Genomic DNA, 17,598 nt, shown 5'->3' on the forward strand with positions numbered 1-17,598 from the left:
GCCGCGGTGCCGGTGAGCGGCCCTGCTCAGCTCTGGTTGAAGAAGCCGTCCTGGGCGCGGCTGCCGCCGTCGCCCGAGACGATCTCGGTGTGGGCGGGGGTCAGGAGGAAGACACGGTTGGCCACGCGGTCGATCGAGCCGCGCAGGCCGAAGATCAGCCCCGCGGCGAAGTCCACCACCCGCTTCGCGTCCGCGGGCTCCATCGCCGTCAGGTTGACGATGACGGGGACGCCGTCGCGGAACAGCTCGCCGATCGCCCGCGCGTCCCGGAAGCTGTCGGGGGAGACGGTGGCGATCCTGCGGTCGTGGTCCTCGGCGGCCGCCACGGGGGCCTGGAGGCGGAGGTCGGTCTTCCAGGCGTCGCCGCTTCCGGTCTCGACACCTTCGGAGTACTCGTCGTCGTAGTACCGCTCGTCATTGTCCTCGACGAGGCCCAGCCAGGCGCTCGCCTTGCGCACCGATCCCATGGACGCCTCCTTTCACCGCGGTCACTTGTGGTTCCGCATCCCCTCTATGGTCGTCCATCATGCGGATTCCGCGCCAAGGGGACAGCCGCCGTGCAGTTGATTCGTGACGCTACTGGCACACAGGATATGGCGGTTCGTCAGCGTTCTTCCCCGACGCGGCGGATGTATGAGCACGAAATATGAATTTCCGGCCGGACGGGTGATGTATCAGGCGTACACATGAGCGATCCGTCGATACGATGCGATCCGCACGCCGGCCCGCGCGGGACAGGGGCCGGTACACGGACTCACGGGGGAGACGGTCGTGTTCGGAATCATCAGACCCTGCGCCCACCGGCTCGCGGGCGACCTCAGGGCCGAGTGGCTGGCACATCTGTGCGGACTCTGCCTGGCGCTCCGCGCCGGCCACGGCCAGCTGGCGCGGGCGGCCACCCACTACGACGGCCTGATCGTCTCGGTCCTGACGGAGGCACAGGCGCCGCGCCCGCCGGAGGCCCGCCGCACGGCGGGTCCTTGCCCGCTGCGCGGCATGCGCACCGCCGCGGTCGCGCGGGGCGAGGGCCCGCGGCTCGCCGCCGCCGTCTCGCTCGTCCTCGCGTCGGCGAAGATACGGGACCACGCCGACGACGGCGACGGCGCGCTGCGCCGCCGCCCGGTCACCGCGGTGGCGCGCAGGGCCGCGGCGAGCTGGGTTCTCGCGGGCGCGCGGACCGGCGCGGAACTCGGCTTCGACACGGACGTGCTCGTCGGGGCCGCGGCCCGGCAGGCGGAGGTCGAGGCGGCAGCGGGGACCGGGGTCCCCGCGCTGCTCGCGGTCACGGAGCCCACCGAGACGGCGACGGCCGCCGCGTTCGCGCACACCGCGGTGCTCGCCGGGCGGCCTGGCAACCGGGCGCCGCTCGCCGAGGCGGGCAGGCTGTTCGGGCGCCTCGCCCACCTCCTCGACGCGGTGGAGGACCAGGCGGCCGACGCGGCGGCGGGCGCCTGGAACCCGCTCACCGCGACCCGCACCCCGCGCGCGGAGGCCCGCAGGCTCGCGGACGACGCGGTGTGCGGCATCCGACTGGCCCTGCGGGACGCCGAGTTCGCGGACAGCCGCCTCGTACACGCCCTGCTCGCGCACGAGCCGGGGGTGGCGGTGGACCGCGCGTTCGGCGCGGCCGGCTGCGCGCACCGCGCGGCCGTGGCGGGGCCGGAAGCGCCGCACGACCCGAGGACCCCGTATGCCCCGGACGCCCCCGAGGGCCCCGGGGGACCGCGCCCGTCCGGCAGGCGCGGGATGCTCGCGGGCTGCGCGGTGCTCACGGGGCTGTGCTGCACCTGCCGTGCCTGCTGCGCCGAGGAGTTCGAGGGGCCCTGGTCGGGTCGCAGGCGCGAGGGCCTCTGCCGCAACGAGGACTGCTCGGACTGCGACTGCTCAGGGTGCGGCGACTGCTGCCAGTGCTGCCAGTGCTGTTCCGACTGCGACTGCTGTGACGGGTGCGACTGCTGCGACTGCGGCTGCTGACCGGTCGGGAAGAGGGTCTGGCGGGGGCAGCCGCCGGGGCGTGGTGCGGCGCCCCGACCGGTCGGGGCGAGGGGGAGAAGCGGCAGAACGGCGGCCGGGAGGCCCGCGCGCGCCTGCGGCGGACGGCGGGGCCGGGAAAAGTCCTCGGGCGCGGGCGTGCGGGTCGCGGGACCTCACAGGCCCGTGACCGGAGCGTCGGACCGCGGAACCGGAATGGTATGGACCGCATCCGGGGAGCCGCCCTCAGGACCGGACGCGGCACACCTCAGGTCCCCGCGGACGCGGAGGGCACAGCGCGATTTCCGCCATGGTCGGCACGCGGGACCCGAACCCGCCGCGGCCATCAGGGCGTTCGCGAACCGGAATCCCGGCCGGCCGGGCCGGGCGTGCGCCGCGCCGCGCGCCGTGTGGTCCGCGACACAGCAAGTTCACAGACGAGACCGCCTGCGGGGGGTTGTGTGCTACTCGCGAGTTTCGCCATAGTGGGCGGCCACATCCTTCCGCGCCGGGGCACCCCACATGCTCCCGGCGCGGTCCCCACAGGAGGTTCATAGATGAAGAACGGTCAGCGCCGCCGCATAGCCAGCAAGCGCGCGGCGGTCGCGGGAGGCGCCGCGATAGCCCTGGTGATGACGGGCATCACGTTTCAGAGTGCGAACGCCAGCGAGGGAACGCCCGGTTACACGGTGAAGGCGCTCACCCCGGTGGCGGCCGGAAAGCTCTCGTCGTCCCTCAGCAAGGACCTCGGCTCGCGGGACACGGCGGGCTCGTACTACGACACGAAGACCAAGGCGCTCGTCGTCAACGTCCTCAACGGCGACGCCGCGGACACCGTGCGGCAGGCGGGCGGTCGCGCCAAGGTCGTCACGAACTCGCTGAGCGACCTGCACGCCGCGGCGAAGACGGTGTCCGGCACGGCGTCGTCCGTCGCGGGCACGGCCTGGGCGATCGACCCGAGGACCAACAAGGTGGTCGTCACGGCCGACCGCACCGTCACCGGCAGCGCGCTCGCCAGACTGACGGACGCGGTCAAGGACCTCGGCGGCAAGGCGGAGCTGAAGCGTTCCGCCGGGGAGTTCAAGCCGTTCATCGCGGGCGGCGACGCGATCGAGGGGTCGGGCGGCCGCTGCTCGCTCGGCTTCAACGTGGTCAAGGACGGTGAGCCGTACTTCCTGACGGCGGGTCACTGCACCAGCGAGATCACCGACTGGACGGACGGGCAGGGCAACGAGCTCGGCTCCAACGCCGGCTCCGAGTTCCCCGGCCACGACTACGGGCTCGTGAAGTACGCGTCCCCCGACACCCCCCACCCGAGCGAGGTCGACCTGTACGACGGGTCCACCCAGAAGATCACCGGCGCCGGTGACGCGACGGTCGGGATGGAGGTGTCGCGCAGCGGCTCGACCACCCACGTCCACGACGGCACGGTGACCGGGCTCGACGCCACCGTCAACTACGGCAACGGCGACGTCGTCAACGGTCTGATCCAGACCGACGTCTGCGCGGAGCCGGGCGACAGCGGCGGCTCGCTGTTCTCGGGCAGCACCGCGATCGGGCTGACGTCGGGCGGCAGCGGCGACTGCACCTCCGGCGGGGAGACGTTCTTCCAGCCGGTGCCCGCGGCGCTCTCGGCCTTCGGCGCCGAGATCGGCTGAACCGGTCGCGCACACGCCCCGCAGGCACAGCAGGACGAACAGCGGGGCAAAGAGCGGGACGGACAGCGTGACACGGTAAGGACACGACCCGGGGGCCGGGTCGGGGACGCGGATCCCCGGCCCGGCCCCCGGCCGTGCTCCCGTCGGCGGCCGGCGCGGGCGGCGGTGGGCGCGCCGGGGAGATGTCCCGATTCTGTAACCGGGGGTCGGAGAAGCCTGATGTGCACTTAATCTGCTTTTCCGCCGGGCGTGTTCGAGACGCCCGGAGTACCCGTGGGGGGTCCCTGATGTTCCGTGTCCGTACCCTGTCCGCCGCCGCTGCGGTCTCCGTGGCCGCGGGGGTGGCGCTGCTGCCCGCGCAGGCGCAGGCGGCCGCAGGCTCCGTGCACCTGTACAGGATCTACTACGACAGCCCGGGCGCGGACCACGGCTCGAACGCCAGCCTCAACGCCGAGTACGTGCAGATCCGCAACACCACGTCCGCGTCGGTCAGCCTCAAGGGCTGGACGCTGACCGACGCGTCGCGCCACACGTACACCTTCGGCGCGTACACGCTCGGCAAGGGCAAGACGGTCACCGTGCACACCGGCAAGGGCACCAACACGGCGGCCAACCGGTACCAGGGCCGCTCCGCCTACGTCTGGAACAACGACAAGGACACGGCGACGCTGAAGAAGTCCACCGGGGCCAAGGTGGACACCTGCTCCTACAACTCCACCCGGGTCGACTCCGTCATGTGCTGACCCGGCGCGCGCTTCCCGCGCCACGGCCCCCGCGTCACGGCGCCGCCGAGGGCCGGGGCGCGGGGGGCTCCGCAGCCCTGCGGCGCCCGCCGCGCAGGCCCGCCGCCGCCAGGCTCACCACGATGCCGCCGAGCGCCCACGCGGAGAGCACGAGCAGCGGGCCGGTCACCGCGTTGCCCCGGAAGTACGCGATCGAGCGGGCCGTCCAGGTGCTCGCGCCCACCGGCAGCGCCGGGCCGATAGCCCGCCAGAAGTCCGGCAGCAGCGGCAGCGGGAAGGCGCCGCCCGCGCTCGGGTTGCCACCGATGACGACCACCAGGATCGCGACGCCGATGCCGATCACCCCGAAGATCGTCTGGAAGGCCAGCGTCGCCGCGCCCACCGCGAAGACCGTCAGGGCGCCGAGGCCCCACAGCGCCCAGACGCTGCCCGGCAGCGCCCCCAGGACCGGGCCCGTGATCACCGCGCCGAGCAGGCCGCCCGCGATCGCGTAGAGCGCGGTCGTCGCGAGCCGGATCAGCGCCCGCGCGCGGTTCGCGGGGCGGGCGCCCGCGCTGACCGCGAGGATCGCGGCGCACAGGTAGCCGCCCACGCACCAGCCGACGACCAGGTAGAACGACGAGAGCCCTTCCGCGTCCCGCGGCGAGGCGGGGGCCACGTCCACGGGCCGCAGGGTGCGCTGCTGCCGCTGTTCGGCCTGGCCGAAGACGTTCAGCAGCGCGTTGGTCTCCGCCGTTCCCTGTCCCGAGGCGACCAGCAGGGTGTCGGTGGACCCGCGCGGGTCGACGAGCAGTGCCGCGTCGACGTCCCGGTTGAGCAGCTGCCGCCGCGCCGCCGCCTCGTCGGGCAGCACCCGGGGCGAGAGCGGGCCGCCGGGGAGCTGCCGCAGCCGTGCCGCCGCCTGGTCCGCGGCGCCGCCGGGCGCCACCACCGCGACCTTCACGTCCGTCGGCTCCGGGTGGTGCAGCGCGCCCACGTACGACGCGATGAACAGCAGCTGGAGCGCGAGCGTGCCGAACACCAGCAGCGCGGCCCTGGGGGTGACGGCCGTCCTGACCTCGTCCATGAACGCCATGTCTCCACCGTGGGCCCGCTCCCGCCCCACGCCCAGGTGGGGAGGGCTGAATGGCTGGTCGGGCGGTGGCCTGGCCCCTCCGTGGGCACCCTTCCACATCGTTCGCACGAGCGTTCGAAACTGGTTATGGTGGGACGCGTGGGGGTGGTGACACGAGGGTCAGGGAGGTGGAGGTGGAAGCGTCGGTGTTCACGCATCTGCACACCGCCTCCGGGTTCTCCCTGCGCTACGGCGCGTCCCACCCGGCGGCGCTGGCCGGGAGCGCCGCGGAGCGCGGCCTCGACGCGCTCGCCCTGACCGACCGCGACACCCTCGCGGGCGCCGTCAGGTTCGCCAAGGCGTGCGAGGCGGCGGGGGTGCGCCCGCTGTTCGGCGCGGACCTCGCGGTGGCGCCGGTGGGCGCGGGCGGGCGGCCCGAGGGGGCCGGCGAGGCCGCGGCGCGCCGGCGCGCGGGGCCGGTGCGCGGCGGTGCCTTTGTCGACGAGTCGGCACCCCGCGCCGTCTTCCTCGCCCGCGACGGCGCGGCCGGCTGGGCCGACCTGTGCCGTCTTGTCTCCACCGCGCACGCCTCCGGGGGCGCGTCCCCCCAGCTCGGCTGGGAGGACAACCACGGCGACGCCCTCACCGTGCTCCTCGGTCCGGACTCCGAGGTCGGCCGCGCCCTCGCCGCGGGCCGGCCCGACCGCGCGGCCGGACTGCTCGCGCCCTGGCGGGAGGCGTACGGCGGCCAGCTGCGCCTCGAGGTCGTGCACCACGGCCGCACCGGTACGGGCCCCGGCTCGCTGCGCCACGCCGCCCGCACCCTCGGCTTCGCCGTCGAGCAGGGCGTGCCCGCCGTGCTCGGCAACGCCGTGCGGTACGCGGACCCCGGCTCAGGCCCGGTCGCCGACGTGCTCGACGCGGCCCGCCGCCTCGTCCCCGTCGACCCGCGCAAGGGGCTCGACACGGGCGAGCGCTGGCTGAAGGGCGCGGCGGAGATGGCGCGTACCGCCCTGCGGGTGGCCGAGGCCGCGGGGCTCGGGCGCGACACCGCGGTGCGGCTGCTCGAACTGACCGAGCGCACCGCCGACGCCTGCCGCGTCGACCCGGCGGACGACATCGGTGTGATCGACATGGCCCGGGGGTTCGGCGCGCACAACGTGCACTTCCCCGAGCCCCGCCTGGTCGGCGCCGAGCGCAGGACCGCCGCCAGGGTGCTGCGCTCGCGCGCCGCCGCGGGGATGGTCGCGCGCGGCTACGACCTGCGGCCCGACCACCGCGACTACTGGCGGCGGCTGGACGCGGAGCTGCGCACGATCGACGCGTTCGGCTTCGCCTCGTACTTCCTCACCGTCGCCGGGGTGTGCGACGACATCAGGGGGATGGGCATCCGGGTCGCGGCGCGCGGCTCGGGCGCCGGTTCGCTCGTCAACCACCTGCTGGGGATGGCCCCCGCCGACCCGGTCGAGCACGGCCTGCTGATGGAGCGGTTCCTCTCCACCCGCCGCCCCGGCCTGCCCGACATCGACATCGACGTGGAGTCCGCGCGCCGCCTTGAGGTCTACCGCGCGATCCTCGGCCGCTTCGGGCCCCGCAGGGTCGCCGCCGTCGCCATGCCGGAGACGTACCGGGTGCGGCACGCCGTGCGGGACGTCGGCGCCGCGCTCTCGATGGACCCGGCCGAGATCGACCGGATCGCCAAGGCGTTCCCGCACATCCGGGCGAGGGACGCGCGGGCCGCGCTCGCAGAGCTGCCCGAGCTGGCGGGCCTCGCACAGGAGCAGAAACGTTACGGCAGGTTCTGGGAGCTGGTGGAGGCGCTGGACGCGCTGCCCCGGGGCGTCGCCATGCACCCCTGCGGCGTGCTGCTCTCCGACGCCTCGCTGCTGCGCCGCACCCCGGTCGTGCCGACCAGCGGCGAGAACTTCCCGATGTCCCAGTTCGACAAGGAGGACGTCGAGGACCTCGGCCTGCTCAAGCTGGACGTGCTCGGCGTGCGGATGCAGTCGGCGATGGCCCACGCCGTCGCCGAGATCCGCCGCGCCACCGGCGAGGAGGTCGACCTCGACGATCCCGCGCAGGTGCCGGAGGGCGACCCGGAGACCTACCGGCTGATCCGCTCGGCCGAGACGCTCGGCTGTTTCCAGATCGAGTCGCCCGGCCAGCGCGACCTGGTCGGCAGGCTCCAGCCGGCCACCTTCCACGACCTGGTCGTGGACATCTCGCTGTTCCGTCCGGGGCCCGTCGCCGCCGACATGGTGCGGCCCTTCATCGAGGCGCGGCACGGCAGGGCGCCCGTGCGCTACCCGCACGACGACCTGCGGGGCGCGCTGGAGGAGACCTACGGCGTCGTCGTCTTCCACGAGCAGATCATCAGGATGCTCGACATCATGACCGGCTGCGGCCTTGAGGAGGCCGACCGGGTGCGGCGCGGCCTCTCGGACCCCGGCTCGCAGGGCACGATCCGCGCCTGGTTCGAACGGACCACCGCCGCGCGGGGGTACGGCCCCGAGACCGTCGCGCGCGCCTGGGGGATCGTCGAGGCGTTCGGCTCGTACGGCTTCTGCAAGGCGCACGCGGTCGCGTTCGCGGTGCCGACGTACCAGTCGGCATGGCTGAAGGCGCACCATCCCGCGGCCTTCTACGCGGGGCTGCTCACCCACGACCCCGGGATGTACCCGAAGCGGCTGCTGCTCGCGGACGCGCGGCGGCGCGGGGTGCCGCTGCTGCCGCTCGACGTGAACAGGTCCGCGGTCACCCATCGAATCGAACTGGTGTCCGAGAAGGGGCCCGTGGCGGGGCGCTGGGGCCTGCGGCTCGCGCTCAGCGACGTGCACGGCATCAGCGAGGCGGAGAGCGAGCGCGTCGAGGCGGGGCAGCCGTACACCTCGCTGCTCGACTTCTGGCAGCGTGCGCGCCCCGGCCGGCCGGTGGCCGAACGGCTCGCGCAGGTCGGCGCGTTGGACGCGTTCGGCGCCAACAGGCGCGACCTGCTGCTGCACCTTTCCGAACTGGGCGCGGCCCAGCGCGGCAGGGGTGTCCGCAGGGGCGGGGCCGGCGCGCAGCTGCCGCTGGGGGAGGGGCACAGGACCGCGGCGGTCGGCCTGCCCGACCTGGACGACACGGAGCGGCTCAGCGCCGAGCTCGGCGTGCTGTCCATGGACGCGTCCAGGAACCTGATGGACGACCACCACGCCTTCCTCACCGAGCTCGGGGTGTGCGGCGCGAAGCGGCTGCGCGACGTGCCGCACGGCACGACGGTGCTGGTCGCGGGCGCCAAGGTGGCCACCCAGACACCGCCGATCCGCTCCGGCAGGCGGGTCGTCTTCACCACGCTCGACGACGGTACGGGCCTGGTGGACCTGGCCTTCTTCGACGATTCGCACGAGGCGTGCGCCCATACCGTCTTCCACTCCTGGCTGCTGCTGGTGCGCGGGGTGGTGCAGCGGCGCGGGCAGCGCAGCCTGAGCGTGGTGGGCGCGCGCGCCTGGAACCTCGCGGAGCTCGCGGAACTCCGCGAGCGCGAGGGCCTCGAAGCGGTCGCGGCGGCGCTGGCCGCGGGCGGTGGCGCCCGGGGCGCAGGGGACGTGGGGAGCGGCGAGGGGCCGGGCGGCCCGCCCGACGGCCGGGGCACCCCGGGCGGCGACCGCCGCATCCACCTCCCCACCGGCTACCGGATGAACCCCTGGGCCGACCTCCGCCCGGCGGGCGAAGGCCCTGGCACGGGAAGGAAGCTGTGGCATTCGAGCCCCGGGAGCGCCGGATGATCATCTGCGTACGGCTGCGCGACGGCGCGGCACTGCCCGACCTGCTGGGCGTGGCCCGCGGCATCAGTCCGGTGGTCCAGGCGCTGCCGCCGGACACCGCGCTGGTCGACGTCGCGGGCGCCGAGCGGTACTTCGGCCAGGACGCGGCCCATCTCGCCTCGGTGCTGCGGGTGCGCGCGCTCGCGTACGCGGGCGCCGACTGCGCACTCGGCGTCGCCGCCACCCCGCTGCTCGCCCGCATGGCCGCGCGCCTGGCCGCCCATGGCGAGACGGTCGCGGTGGCGGACGGCGCGCGCGGCGCCGCCGCGTTCCTCGCGCCCCGCCCGGTCGGCGCGCTGCCGGGCGTCGGCGCCGCGACGGCCCGCACCCCGCGCGGCTACGGCCTCGACACCGTGGGCAAGGCGGCGGCCGTCCCGCTCGCCACCCTCCAGCGGCTCCTCGGCGTACGGGCGGGGCGCGAGGTGTACGAGAAGGCGCACGGCATCGACCGCACGGCCGTGGTCCCGGACGCGGGCGCCACCGTGCTCGCGGCGGAACGCGCCTTCGCCCGCGACGAGCTGGACCACGGCGCCCACCGCGGCGCCCTGCTGTCCGCGGCCGGGGAACTGGGCGCGGGGCTGCGCGACCGCGGCCAGGCGTGCCGCGCGCTGACCCTGGTGGTGCGCTACGCGGACGGCTCGGCCACCCCGCGCACCAGGACCCTCCCCGAGGCGACCGCCCACACCCCCGCGCTCACCGCCGCCGCGTACCGGATGCACGAACGGCTCGGCCTCCAGCGCGCCCGGGTACGCGCCCTCTCGCTGCGCGCCGAGGCCCTCGTCCCCGCCGAACGCGCCACCCGCCAGCTCACCTTCGACCCCACCGACGAGCGCGCCCGCCGCCTGGAGGAGACCGCGGACCGCGTACGCGCCCGCTTCGGCCCCACAGCCATCCGCCCGGGCACCCTGGCGGCGTGAGCGCCGGCGTGCCCCCGTTGTCAGTGGGGTCCGCCACCATCGGGGCATGACCATCATCGACTGGGACGCCGAGGCCGACACCTTCGACCGGGAGCCCGATCATGGGTTGCGCGACCCGGCGGTGCGGGCCGCCTGGGCCGCGAAGCTCCCCGCATGGCTGCCCGCCGCGCCCGCCGACGTGCTCGACCTCGGCTGCGGCACCGGCTCGCTCGCGCTGCTCGCCGCCGAGCGCGGGCACCGCGTCACCGCCGTCGACCTGTCGCCGCGCATGGCAGGGCGTGCGCGGGCCAAACTCGCGGGCACCGGCGCGCGGGTCCTGGTCGGGGACGCCGCCGCGCCACCGGTCCCCGCAGGCGCGTTCGACGTGGTGCTGGTGAGACACCTGTTGTGGGCGATGCCCGACCCCGAGGCCGCGCTGCGCCGCTGGGCCGCGCTGCTGCGGCCGGGCGGCCGGCTGGTCCTCGTGGAGGGCGTCTGGCGCGGCGCGGGCCTGCCGCACGAACGCGTCGTCGCGGCCCTCGGTCCGTTGGTGGAGCGGGTACAGCACTTCCCGCTCTCCGCCGAGACCGCGCTGTGGGGTCGCGCGGTGGACGACGAGCGCTACGCGGTGCTCGGCGGCGCGGCCTCCACCGGACGGCACCGCGCGGTCGTCGACGTCCACCTCTTCCTGCGCAGGGACGGCGACGTGCTCCTCGCCCGCAGGGCCGGCACCGGCTACGCCGACGGCCTGCTGCACGCGCCCTCGGGACATGTGGAGGACGGTGAGGACGTGCGCGCGGCCGTGCTGCGCGAGACGTACGAGGAGACAGGGCTGCGCCTCGCGCCCGAGGACGTCCGGGTCGCGCTCGTCATGCAGCACCGGGGGCCCGGCGGGCAGCCGCGCATCGGCTGGTTCTTCGAGGCGGACCTGCCGGCGGGCGCCGAGCCGTACAACCGGGAGCCGGACAAGTGCGCGGGCCTGTCCTGGCATCCGCTCGCCGCGGCGGAGGCCCTGCCCGAGGGGCTCGTGGCCTACTGCGCGGACGCGCTCGACGCGTACCGCGCGGGGAAGCGGTTCGTCGTGCACGGGCACGAGGACGGCGACAGCATCGCCCGCACCCCCGGCAGCCCCGTGCGCGCCGTGGCCCTCAGGCCCAGCGGACGGGGGTGAGCACCAGGTAAGGCGGCGCGGCGAGCCGGGCCTTGACCGCCGCCGCGGCGTCCTGCGGGTCGCCGGGGCCGAGTTCGCGTACGAGAAGCGCCATGGTGGCAGACCGTACGCGCGCGGCGGCGGGCCGCGCGGCATTTCCCGGCGGCCGGGCGCGCGGGGGAGAATCGGGGCGTGACGCTGCAGATCGAGATCGACCCCGAGAGCGGGCCCGCACCCTACGAGCAGGTGCGGTCCCAGATCGCGGACCGGGCCAGGGACGGGTCCCTGCCGGTCGGCTACCGGCTGCCCACCGTGCGCGGCCTCGCCGCGGACCTCGGGCTCGCCGCCAACACCGTGGCGAAGGCGTACCGCGCGCTGGAGGCGGACGGGGTGATCGAGACGCGCGGCCGCAACGGCACGTTCGTCGCGGCCGCCGGGGACGCGGCCGCGCACGAGACCGCACGCGCCGCCGCCGCCTTCGCCGAGCGCGCCCGCCGCCTGGGCCTCACCGAGGACGAGGCCCGCGTGGCCGCGACCGACGCCCTGCGCGCGGCCTACGGGCGGGAGGCGTAGTACCGGACCGCCGCCCGCGCGCAGGCCGTGAGCCCGCACGCCCTGCCCGCGCGGGACCGGGCGCACTGCTCGCGCGCGTCCCGGCGCGCCGCTAGCCCGCGCCCGCTTGCGCCGCCCGCGCACGCTGCGGCCGTGCACCCCCCCCCGGCCGCGCCGGCCGGCCACGCCCCGGCCTACATCCTCCCGGTGGCCCTGCGGGCCGCCGCGCGGGTTCTGCGGGTCAGGGCGTACGCCTTGGTCAGGGCGCGGTCGGCGGCGTAGCTCCCGGCGATGCCCTCTCCCTCCACCAGCCGGGCGAACTGCTCGGTGGTCGTCGTCCTGCGTACCGTCAGGCGGGCCAGGGCGTACGGGCCCTGGCCCCGGCGGGCCAGGGCGTTGCGCACCGCGAGCGACTGGGCGAAGCCCGCCTCCCGGACGGCGCGCCGCACCCGCCGGTCCGCATAGCCGAAGGGGTACGCGAAGGAGGCAGGCGGGGTTCCCGTCTCCCGTGCCGTGATGTCGCGGCAGCGCTCGACCTCGTCCCGCAGGGGCGCCTCGGCCAGCTGGTCGAGCTGCGGGTGGGTGTGGCTGTGCCCGCCGATCTCGACGCCCGCGGCGGCGAGTTCCCGCACCTGGCCCCAGTCGAGCATCGTGTCGGGGGCACCGCGCGCCCCGGGGGTGCCGCGCAGCCAGCCCGTCGTCACGAACAGCGTCGCGGCGAAGCCACGCGCGGCCAGGACGGGCAGGGCGTGCCGGTGCACGCCCGCGTACCCGTCGTCGAAGGTGATCAGCACCGGGCGGGGCGGCAGCGCGCCGCCCCGCCGCCACGCCTCGCCGAGCGCCGCCGCGGTGAGCGGCGTCCTGCCCCGCTCGTGCAGCACCGCCATCTGCTCGGCGAACGCCCCGGGCGCGACGGAGAGGGCACGCGCCGCGGGGGACGGCTCGTGCGCCACCGCGTGGTACATCAGGACCGGCACGGCCGCCTCCCGCGGCCCCCGGCCCGTCACGCCGCCCCCGCCCCGCCGCCGGGCACGGCGGCGGCCCGCTCCCGGGGGCCGGCCGGCCCGTGGGAGAAGGCCGCCGTGCCGCCTCTGGAGCGGGCCAGGCCCACGGCGTAACCGCACGCCGTCGTCAGCACGCCGACGAGGATCGCCGCCGCCCGGCCCACCCCGCCCGGCCGCCCGCGCGCCGCGTCGCACAGGCCCCTCGCCACCCCGGCGGGCAGCGCGCGGGTCACGTAACGGCGCTCGGACTCAAGGCCCTTGGCGGCGCCGACGCTGCGCGCCACCAGCGCCTTGGACAGGCCCTCCGCGTACGCGCGCGCCCTGAAGTACGCGAACCGCTCCCGCGCGGGCGGCACCTTGTGGTGGATGACCGAGCGGTCGTCGATGAGGATCGCCGCGCCGGGCACGGCGCGCGCCAGGCGGATGCACAGCTCGGTCTCCTCGCAGCCGAGGGGCCGTCTGCCGCCGTCGCGGCCGATGCCGGTGGCGAACCCGCCGGCCGCGTCGAACGCCGTGCGCCGGAACGACGCGTTGCCGCCGAGCACGTTGCGCACCCGCACACGCCCCTCGGGCAGGCCCCGGTACGTGGCGCCCACCACCCAGTCGAACTCCTCGGGGAACCAGGCGGGCCGCCGCCCCGACGCCCAGACGGGCAGCGTGCGGCCGCCGACCGCGATGACCCGCTCGTCGTCGTACGCGGCGTCGAAGTGCCGCAGCCAGTCGGGTTCCGCGACGGCGTCGTCGTCGAGGAACGCGACGATCTCCCCGCGCGCCGCCGCCACACCGGTGTTGCGCCCCGACGACAGGCCGCGCGGCCCGGCGTTGGTGAGCACCCGCACCCCCTCGGCCGCGGCGAACACCGCCGCGAGCCGCGCCCGCAGCGCCTCGTCGTGGTCCACCACGACCAGCGTCTCCAACGGTGCGAGCGACTGCCCGCGCGACGAGTCGACCGCGGCGAGGATGTCGCTCCAGCGCTCCTCGGTGTAGACGCAGATCACCACCGAGTACGCCCGCACGTCCCCGCTCACGGCGCCTCCCCGCCGAGCACCTTCTCGCCGAGTACCTCCCCGCCGAGCGGCGCCCGGCCGAGGGGGGTACGGCCGGCGGGGGCGCCGCCGAACGCGCCGGGGCGCCCGGTCCAGCGGCGGCCCGAGCGCGGTACCCCCTTCTCCTTCACGATGACCCCGAGCACGCGCAGGCCGTCCCTGACGGCGCGCAGGTTGGAGACGCCGTGGATGCGCCCGTACTCGTGGCTCGGTATCTCCTGCACCTTCAGGCCCGCCTTGACGACCCGTATGTTCATCAGGGTCTCGACCTCGAAGCCGGTGCAGTCCAGGGTGACGGCGTCGAGGCAGTGGCGCCAGAACGCGTTGTAGCCGTAGCAGAGGTCGGTGTACCGCGCCCCGAACTTGGCGTTGACCGCCGCGCACAGGACGCGGTTGCCGAGTCTTCGTACCAGGGTCATGTCGTCCGTGCCGCCGCCGTTGGCGAAGCGGGACCCCTTGGCGAAGTCGGCGCCCGAGACGAGTGCGGAGACATAGCTGACGATCTCCTGGCCGTCGGCGGAGCCGTCCGCGTCGACCATCACGATGATGTCGCCCGTACAGGCCGCGAAGCCGCTGATCAGGGCGTCGCCCTTGCCCTTGCCCCGCTGCCGTACGACCGTGACGCCCGGCCACAGCCGCTCGGCCACCGCCACGGTGTCGTCGGTGGAGTCGCCGTCGACGAGGACGACCTCGTGAATCCAGCCGGGAAGTGTCTTGAACACATACGGAAGGTTCTCCGCCTCGTTCATCGCCGGAATGACCACGCTGACCGGTGGCGCGATCGCGAGATGGGACGAGATCGGCCGGTACTCCCCGGCGCCCCTGTGAGGCTGTGCCGACCCGTCGAGGTCCGTGACCACCGGGCGCAGAATGGAGCTCACGATGCAATTCCCTCTCGTCCGGCGGGCCGCCCGTCCCCGGGCGGTCCGGCTGGGTTTCCGGTTCGAAAGGGGGGCTCTCGGGCCGGGCAGGCGGCAGCGGACTCCGCGCACCCTGCTGAGTTGGTCCAACTGGCCGCGCGCAGCCGCGACTCGGCGCCGTCCGCGCAGGCGCGACGCCTGTCGCGGACACCGGGTGCGGCACCCCCCTACCGCGCTCCGCCTCGGTCCCTCCGGCCTTTCGAGCCCTCCCCTTTTGCCGGTATGCGTCAAGGACCGATGCGGGTGATGTACGACGATATTGACGAAAGGGACTGTAGGGCAAGACCGGGTAACGGGCCTTGCCTTTCGGTGTATTGGCCCTTCCCCGCCGGGTGTTTGCACGTCGCGTTCCGTCCCACTGGTTTTCTTCCGCCCCAGTGGTCGCCGGAAGTCGCCGGCGGTTTTCCCGAAGGTGTTTTCGCGGGCCCCTTTCCGTGCTCGTTGTGCGCCCCGTGCGCGCGCCCCGTGCTCGCCGTGCACGGGTGCCGTGTGCGCCGTGCTCGCCGTACGCGCGTGCCATGTGCCCCGTACGTGGCGTGTCCGTGCGCGGGCGCGTTGGGCGACAGGTCGGCGAACCGACATATCGCTGTCATGGCCACTTCCGATGGAGGGGGTCCGCTGGTACGACAGTTGACGGCCGCACACCGCTGAGTGGCGGTCAGAACTGTTAGGGGAGGTTCCATGAAACTGTCCCGTTCCATCTCGCTCTCCTCCGGCGCACCCTCCGCCGCGGCCCCCGGCCGGGCGCCGCGCCCCCGCCGGCGCAGACTCGGCGCCCTCGTGTCCGCGCTCGCAGCGGGCCTCGCGCTCTCCCTCTCCACGGCCGCGGCGGCGCAGGCCGCGCCCGCCGCGGGCACCGACTACGTCGCGCTCGGGGACTCGTACTCCTCGGGTCTCGGCTCGGGCAGCTACGACAGCGCGAGCGGCGACTGCAAGCGCAGCTCGGCCGGCTATCCCGCCCTGTGGGCCGCCGCCCACGCCCCCGCCACCTTCAACTTCGTCGCCTGCTCGGGCGCTCGAACGGGTGATGTCGAGTCCAGTCAGCTCACGGCCCTCAGCTCCGCGACCGACCTGGTCTCGATCACCATCGGCGGCAACGACGCCGGATTCTCCGACGTCATGACGACATGTGTCCTCAAGTCGGAGGCCACCTGCCTCAGCGGCATCGCCACCGCCAACAGCTATATCGACAACACGCTCCCCGGCGCACTGGACACCCTCTACGGCGACATCCGCGCCAAGGCCCCGAACGCACACGTCGTCGTCCTCGGCTACCCGCGCTTCTACGCGCTCAACGGCTCCTGCGTCGTGGGCCTCAGCGAGGCGAAGCGCTCCGCGATCAACAACGCCGCCGACCACATCAACTCCGTCACCGCCAAGCGCGCCGCGGACCACGGCTTCACCTTCGCCGACGTCACCCAGGCGTTCACCGGGCACGAGATCTGCGCCGCGGGCACCGTCTGGCTGCACAGCGTGAACGTCCTGGACATCGAGGAGTCGTACCACCCCACGGCCGCCGGCCAGTCCGGCGGCTACCTGCCGGTCTTCACCGCCGCCGCGTCCTGACCCCCGCCCCGTCCGGTGGCCCGCGAGGCCCCGGGCGGGGCGCTCCGGCGGCGCCCGGCAGGCGTGACGGAGACCGTTCCGGGGGAAGATAGGAGGGGCGGTTCTCGCGCGTAACGGAATGAACCGGACATCTGGCAAGGGAGTTGGCGGGCGAAGTGTCCAACTCGCCCTGAAATATTCGGAACAGCGCAACACTTACGAGTGCGGTTGATCCCGGGGGCGGGGATACCCGGGTGTCGTGGCGTAGCGATAGGGTTAATCTGCCCGGGGCCGGGCCCAGTCGTACGGGTGGGGAGTGAGATGAAGCAGATAACGGCGCACAGCAGGGCGCGAGTCCCTGCGATCACGTGCGGGACGAGCGCGACCAGTTCGCGTCTCGACCGCCACCTCGCGGTGCTCGGCGGTCCCGTCGTGTCCCAGAGTGAGGCGGCTGAGGCGACGCTGCTGATGCGGGAACTCACCACGCGCGACCACACGCGCACCCCTCAGCGCAGGAGTGCCAGGGTCTCGTTGTTCGCTCCGCTGCGCCGGCTGCGGCGCTCCCTGTTCGGCAACCGCGACTGAGCGTTCGCGCCTGTCCGGGCCCGCCGCCCCGGAACGGCAGGACAGGCGTATCCGTCCGGGCCGCCGCGTCCCCGCGCGGCCGGACGGCCGCCGTGCCCACCCGTGCGGCGCCCGTAGCCGCGTCCCGCGACGCCCGCCCGCGCCCCGTACGCTCCCGTGCCGTGCCCGAGCCCGTGCCTCCCCGCCCCGCACGCGCTCGCGCACGGCGCGCGACGGTCGCGACGGTCCGGTCGACCGTCTGACGACGCCCCCGCTCGCGCACGGCCGCCACGGCCCGCCGCCGCCCGACGGGCGTTCGCGCCCGCCAAGCGCCGCACCGTACGGTGAGGACCGCCCAGGAAGGACGGTGACCGGTCCCGTCCCGCGCACGGCAGCCGACGGCCCGCACGTGCGTGCACCGCAGCCGACGATCCGCCTCCCGGCACGTGCGGCAGACGGTCCCCTTCCGGCGTGCCGCAGTCGACGACCGGCTTCGAGCGCGCGGCGGTCGGCGATCGGCCTCCCCGCGCACGGGCGCCGGGCGGTGACTCCGGCGCCCGGCCGCACGGTTCGGCCCCGCGGCCGTCACAGCAGCGCGAACTGCCCCTCGGGGCCCTCCTCGTGGTGGTCGAGCACCGATGCGGGCCTCCTCGCGGCCGGGGGCACGGGCAGGACGCCCGCGGCGGGCA

Annotated in this window: 14 protein-coding genes; 9 read left to right on the forward strand and 5 right to left on the reverse strand. The window is 75.1% G+C overall.

All coding sequences use genetic code 11. From position 1 onward, the window contains the following. Window positions 1–26: 26 nt before the first annotated feature. Window positions 27–467, reverse strand: a complete 441-nt coding sequence (locus ABEA77_RS29905) for a cell division protein SepF (RefSeq protein ID WP_345654446.1) — start codon at window positions 465–467, stop codon at window positions 27–29. 304 nt (window positions 468–771) lie between these two features. Here ABEA77_RS29905 and ABEA77_RS29910 point away from each other — a divergent pair, with 304 nt between their 5' ends. The 3 genes from ABEA77_RS29910 (at window position 772) to ABEA77_RS29920 (ending at window position 4,372) form a co-directional block, all read left to right on the forward strand. Next, entirely contained in the window at window positions 772–1,974 is a 1,203-nt protein-coding gene (locus tag ABEA77_RS29910; protein WP_345654449.1) for a DUF5685 family protein, read from the forward strand. 554 nt (window positions 1,975–2,528) lie between these two features. Further along, window positions 2,529–3,629 (forward strand): S1 family peptidase, encoded by a 1,101-nt coding sequence (locus tag ABEA77_RS29915; protein WP_345654451.1) that lies wholly within the window; start codon window positions 2,529–2,531, stop codon window positions 3,627–3,629. A gap of 287 nt (window positions 3,630–3,916) precedes the next feature. Then, entirely contained in the window at window positions 3,917–4,372 is a 456-nt protein-coding gene (locus ABEA77_RS29920) for a lamin tail domain-containing protein (protein WP_345654454.1), read from the forward strand. A gap of 34 nt (window positions 4,373–4,406) precedes the next feature. Here the strand turns inward: ABEA77_RS29920 and ABEA77_RS29925 are convergent, their stop codons facing one another. After that, a complete protein-coding gene (locus tag ABEA77_RS29925; protein ID WP_345654457.1) occupies window positions 4,407–5,447 on the reverse strand; it encodes a DUF3533 domain-containing protein in 1,041 nt (346 codons plus the stop codon). A gap of 167 nt (window positions 5,448–5,614) precedes the next feature. On the opposite strand from ABEA77_RS29925, the gene ABEA77_RS29930 reads away from it, so the two are divergent. The 4 genes from ABEA77_RS29930 (at window position 5,615) to ABEA77_RS29945 (ending at window position 11,851) form a co-directional block, all read left to right on the forward strand. Then, entirely contained in the window at window positions 5,615–9,193 is a 3,579-nt protein-coding gene (locus tag ABEA77_RS29930; protein WP_425588417.1) for a DNA polymerase III subunit alpha, read from the forward strand. After that, the gene (locus ABEA77_RS29935) at window positions 9,190–10,149 is read left to right on the forward strand and encodes a DNA polymerase Y family protein (RefSeq protein WP_345654482.1); all 960 of its coding nucleotides are present in this window, start codon (window positions 9,190–9,192) and stop codon (window positions 10,147–10,149) included. Before ABEA77_RS29930 ends, ABEA77_RS29935 begins: the two co-directional genes overlap by 4 nt. 46 nt (window positions 10,150–10,195) lie before the next feature. After that, window positions 10,196–11,299: a methyltransferase domain-containing protein gene (locus tag ABEA77_RS29940; RefSeq protein ID WP_345654463.1), complete on the forward strand. Its 1,104-nt coding sequence runs from the start codon at window positions 10,196–10,198 to the stop codon at window positions 11,297–11,299. A gap of 171 nt (window positions 11,300–11,470) precedes the next feature. Beyond that, window positions 11,471–11,851, forward strand: a complete 381-nt coding sequence (locus tag ABEA77_RS29945) for a GntR family transcriptional regulator (RefSeq protein WP_345654466.1) — start codon at window positions 11,471–11,473, stop codon at window positions 11,849–11,851. Window positions 11,852–12,024: 173 nt separating this feature from the next. Here ABEA77_RS29945 and ABEA77_RS29950 read toward each other — a convergent pair whose 3' ends face one another. The 3 genes from ABEA77_RS29950 to ABEA77_RS29960 are packed head-to-tail and all read right to left on the reverse strand — an operon-like array spanning window position 12,025 to window position 14,761. Then, entirely contained in the window at window positions 12,025–12,795 is a 771-nt protein-coding gene (locus ABEA77_RS29950; RefSeq protein WP_345654484.1) for a polysaccharide deacetylase family protein, read from the reverse strand. Between the two features lie 38 nt (window positions 12,796–12,833). Next, entirely contained in the window at window positions 12,834–13,862 is a 1,029-nt protein-coding gene (locus tag ABEA77_RS29955; protein WP_345654469.1) for a glycosyltransferase family 2 protein, read from the reverse strand. After that, complete coding sequence (locus tag ABEA77_RS29960) at window positions 13,859–14,761, reverse strand: glycosyltransferase family 2 protein (protein WP_425588418.1); 903 nt, start codon at window positions 14,759–14,761, stop codon at window positions 13,859–13,861. Before ABEA77_RS29960 ends, ABEA77_RS29955 begins: the two co-directional genes overlap by 4 nt. Before the next feature lie 720 nt (window positions 14,762–15,481). Between ABEA77_RS29960 and ABEA77_RS29965 the strand changes: the two genes are divergently transcribed. Further along, complete coding sequence (locus tag ABEA77_RS29965) at window positions 15,482–16,366, forward strand: SGNH/GDSL hydrolase family protein (RefSeq protein ID WP_345654472.1); 885 nt, start codon at window positions 15,482–15,484, stop codon at window positions 16,364–16,366. A gap of 300 nt (window positions 16,367–16,666) precedes the next feature. Further along, complete coding sequence (locus ABEA77_RS29970; RefSeq protein ID WP_345654475.1) at window positions 16,667–16,930, forward strand: hypothetical protein; 264 nt, start codon at window positions 16,667–16,669, stop codon at window positions 16,928–16,930. The last annotated feature ends 668 nt before the right edge of the window (window positions 16,931–17,598 follow it).

It is taken from the genome of Streptomyces tremellae, from assembly GCF_039540215.1.
Lineage (GTDB): Bacteria > Actinomycetota > Actinomycetes > Streptomycetales > Streptomycetaceae > Streptomyces > Streptomyces tremellae.

Bases quoted from the DNA above. Each gene is read 5' to 3' on its own strand.
- ABEA77_RS29905 (WP_345654446.1), bottom strand. From the start codon at position 467: ATGGGATCGGTGCGCAAGGCGAGCGCCTGGCTGGGCCTCGTCGAGGAC.
- ABEA77_RS29915 (WP_345654451.1), top strand. From the start codon at position 2,529: ATGAAGAACGGTCAGCGCCGCCGCATAGCCAGCAAGCGCGCGGCGGTC.
- ABEA77_RS29920 (WP_345654454.1), top strand. From the start codon at position 3,917: ATGTTCCGTGTCCGTACCCTGTCCGCCGCCGCTGCGGTCTCCGTGGCC.
- ABEA77_RS29925 (WP_345654457.1), bottom strand. From the start codon at position 5,447: ATGGCGTTCATGGACGAGGTCAGGACGGCCGTCACCCCCAGGGCCGCG.
- ABEA77_RS29935 (WP_345654482.1), top strand. From the start codon at position 9,190: ATGATCATCTGCGTACGGCTGCGCGACGGCGCGGCACTGCCCGACCTG.
- ABEA77_RS29940 (WP_345654463.1), top strand. From the start codon at position 10,196: ATGACCATCATCGACTGGGACGCCGAGGCCGACACCTTCGACCGGGAG.
- ABEA77_RS29950 (WP_345654484.1), bottom strand. From the start codon at position 12,795: ATGTACCACGCGGTGGCGCACGAGCCGTCCCCCGCGGCGCGTGCCCTC.
- ABEA77_RS29965 (WP_345654472.1), top strand. From the start codon at position 15,482: ATGAAACTGTCCCGTTCCATCTCGCTCTCCTCCGGCGCACCCTCCGCC.
- ABEA77_RS29970 (WP_345654475.1), top strand. From the start codon at position 16,667: ATGAAGCAGATAACGGCGCACAGCAGGGCGCGAGTCCCTGCGATCACG.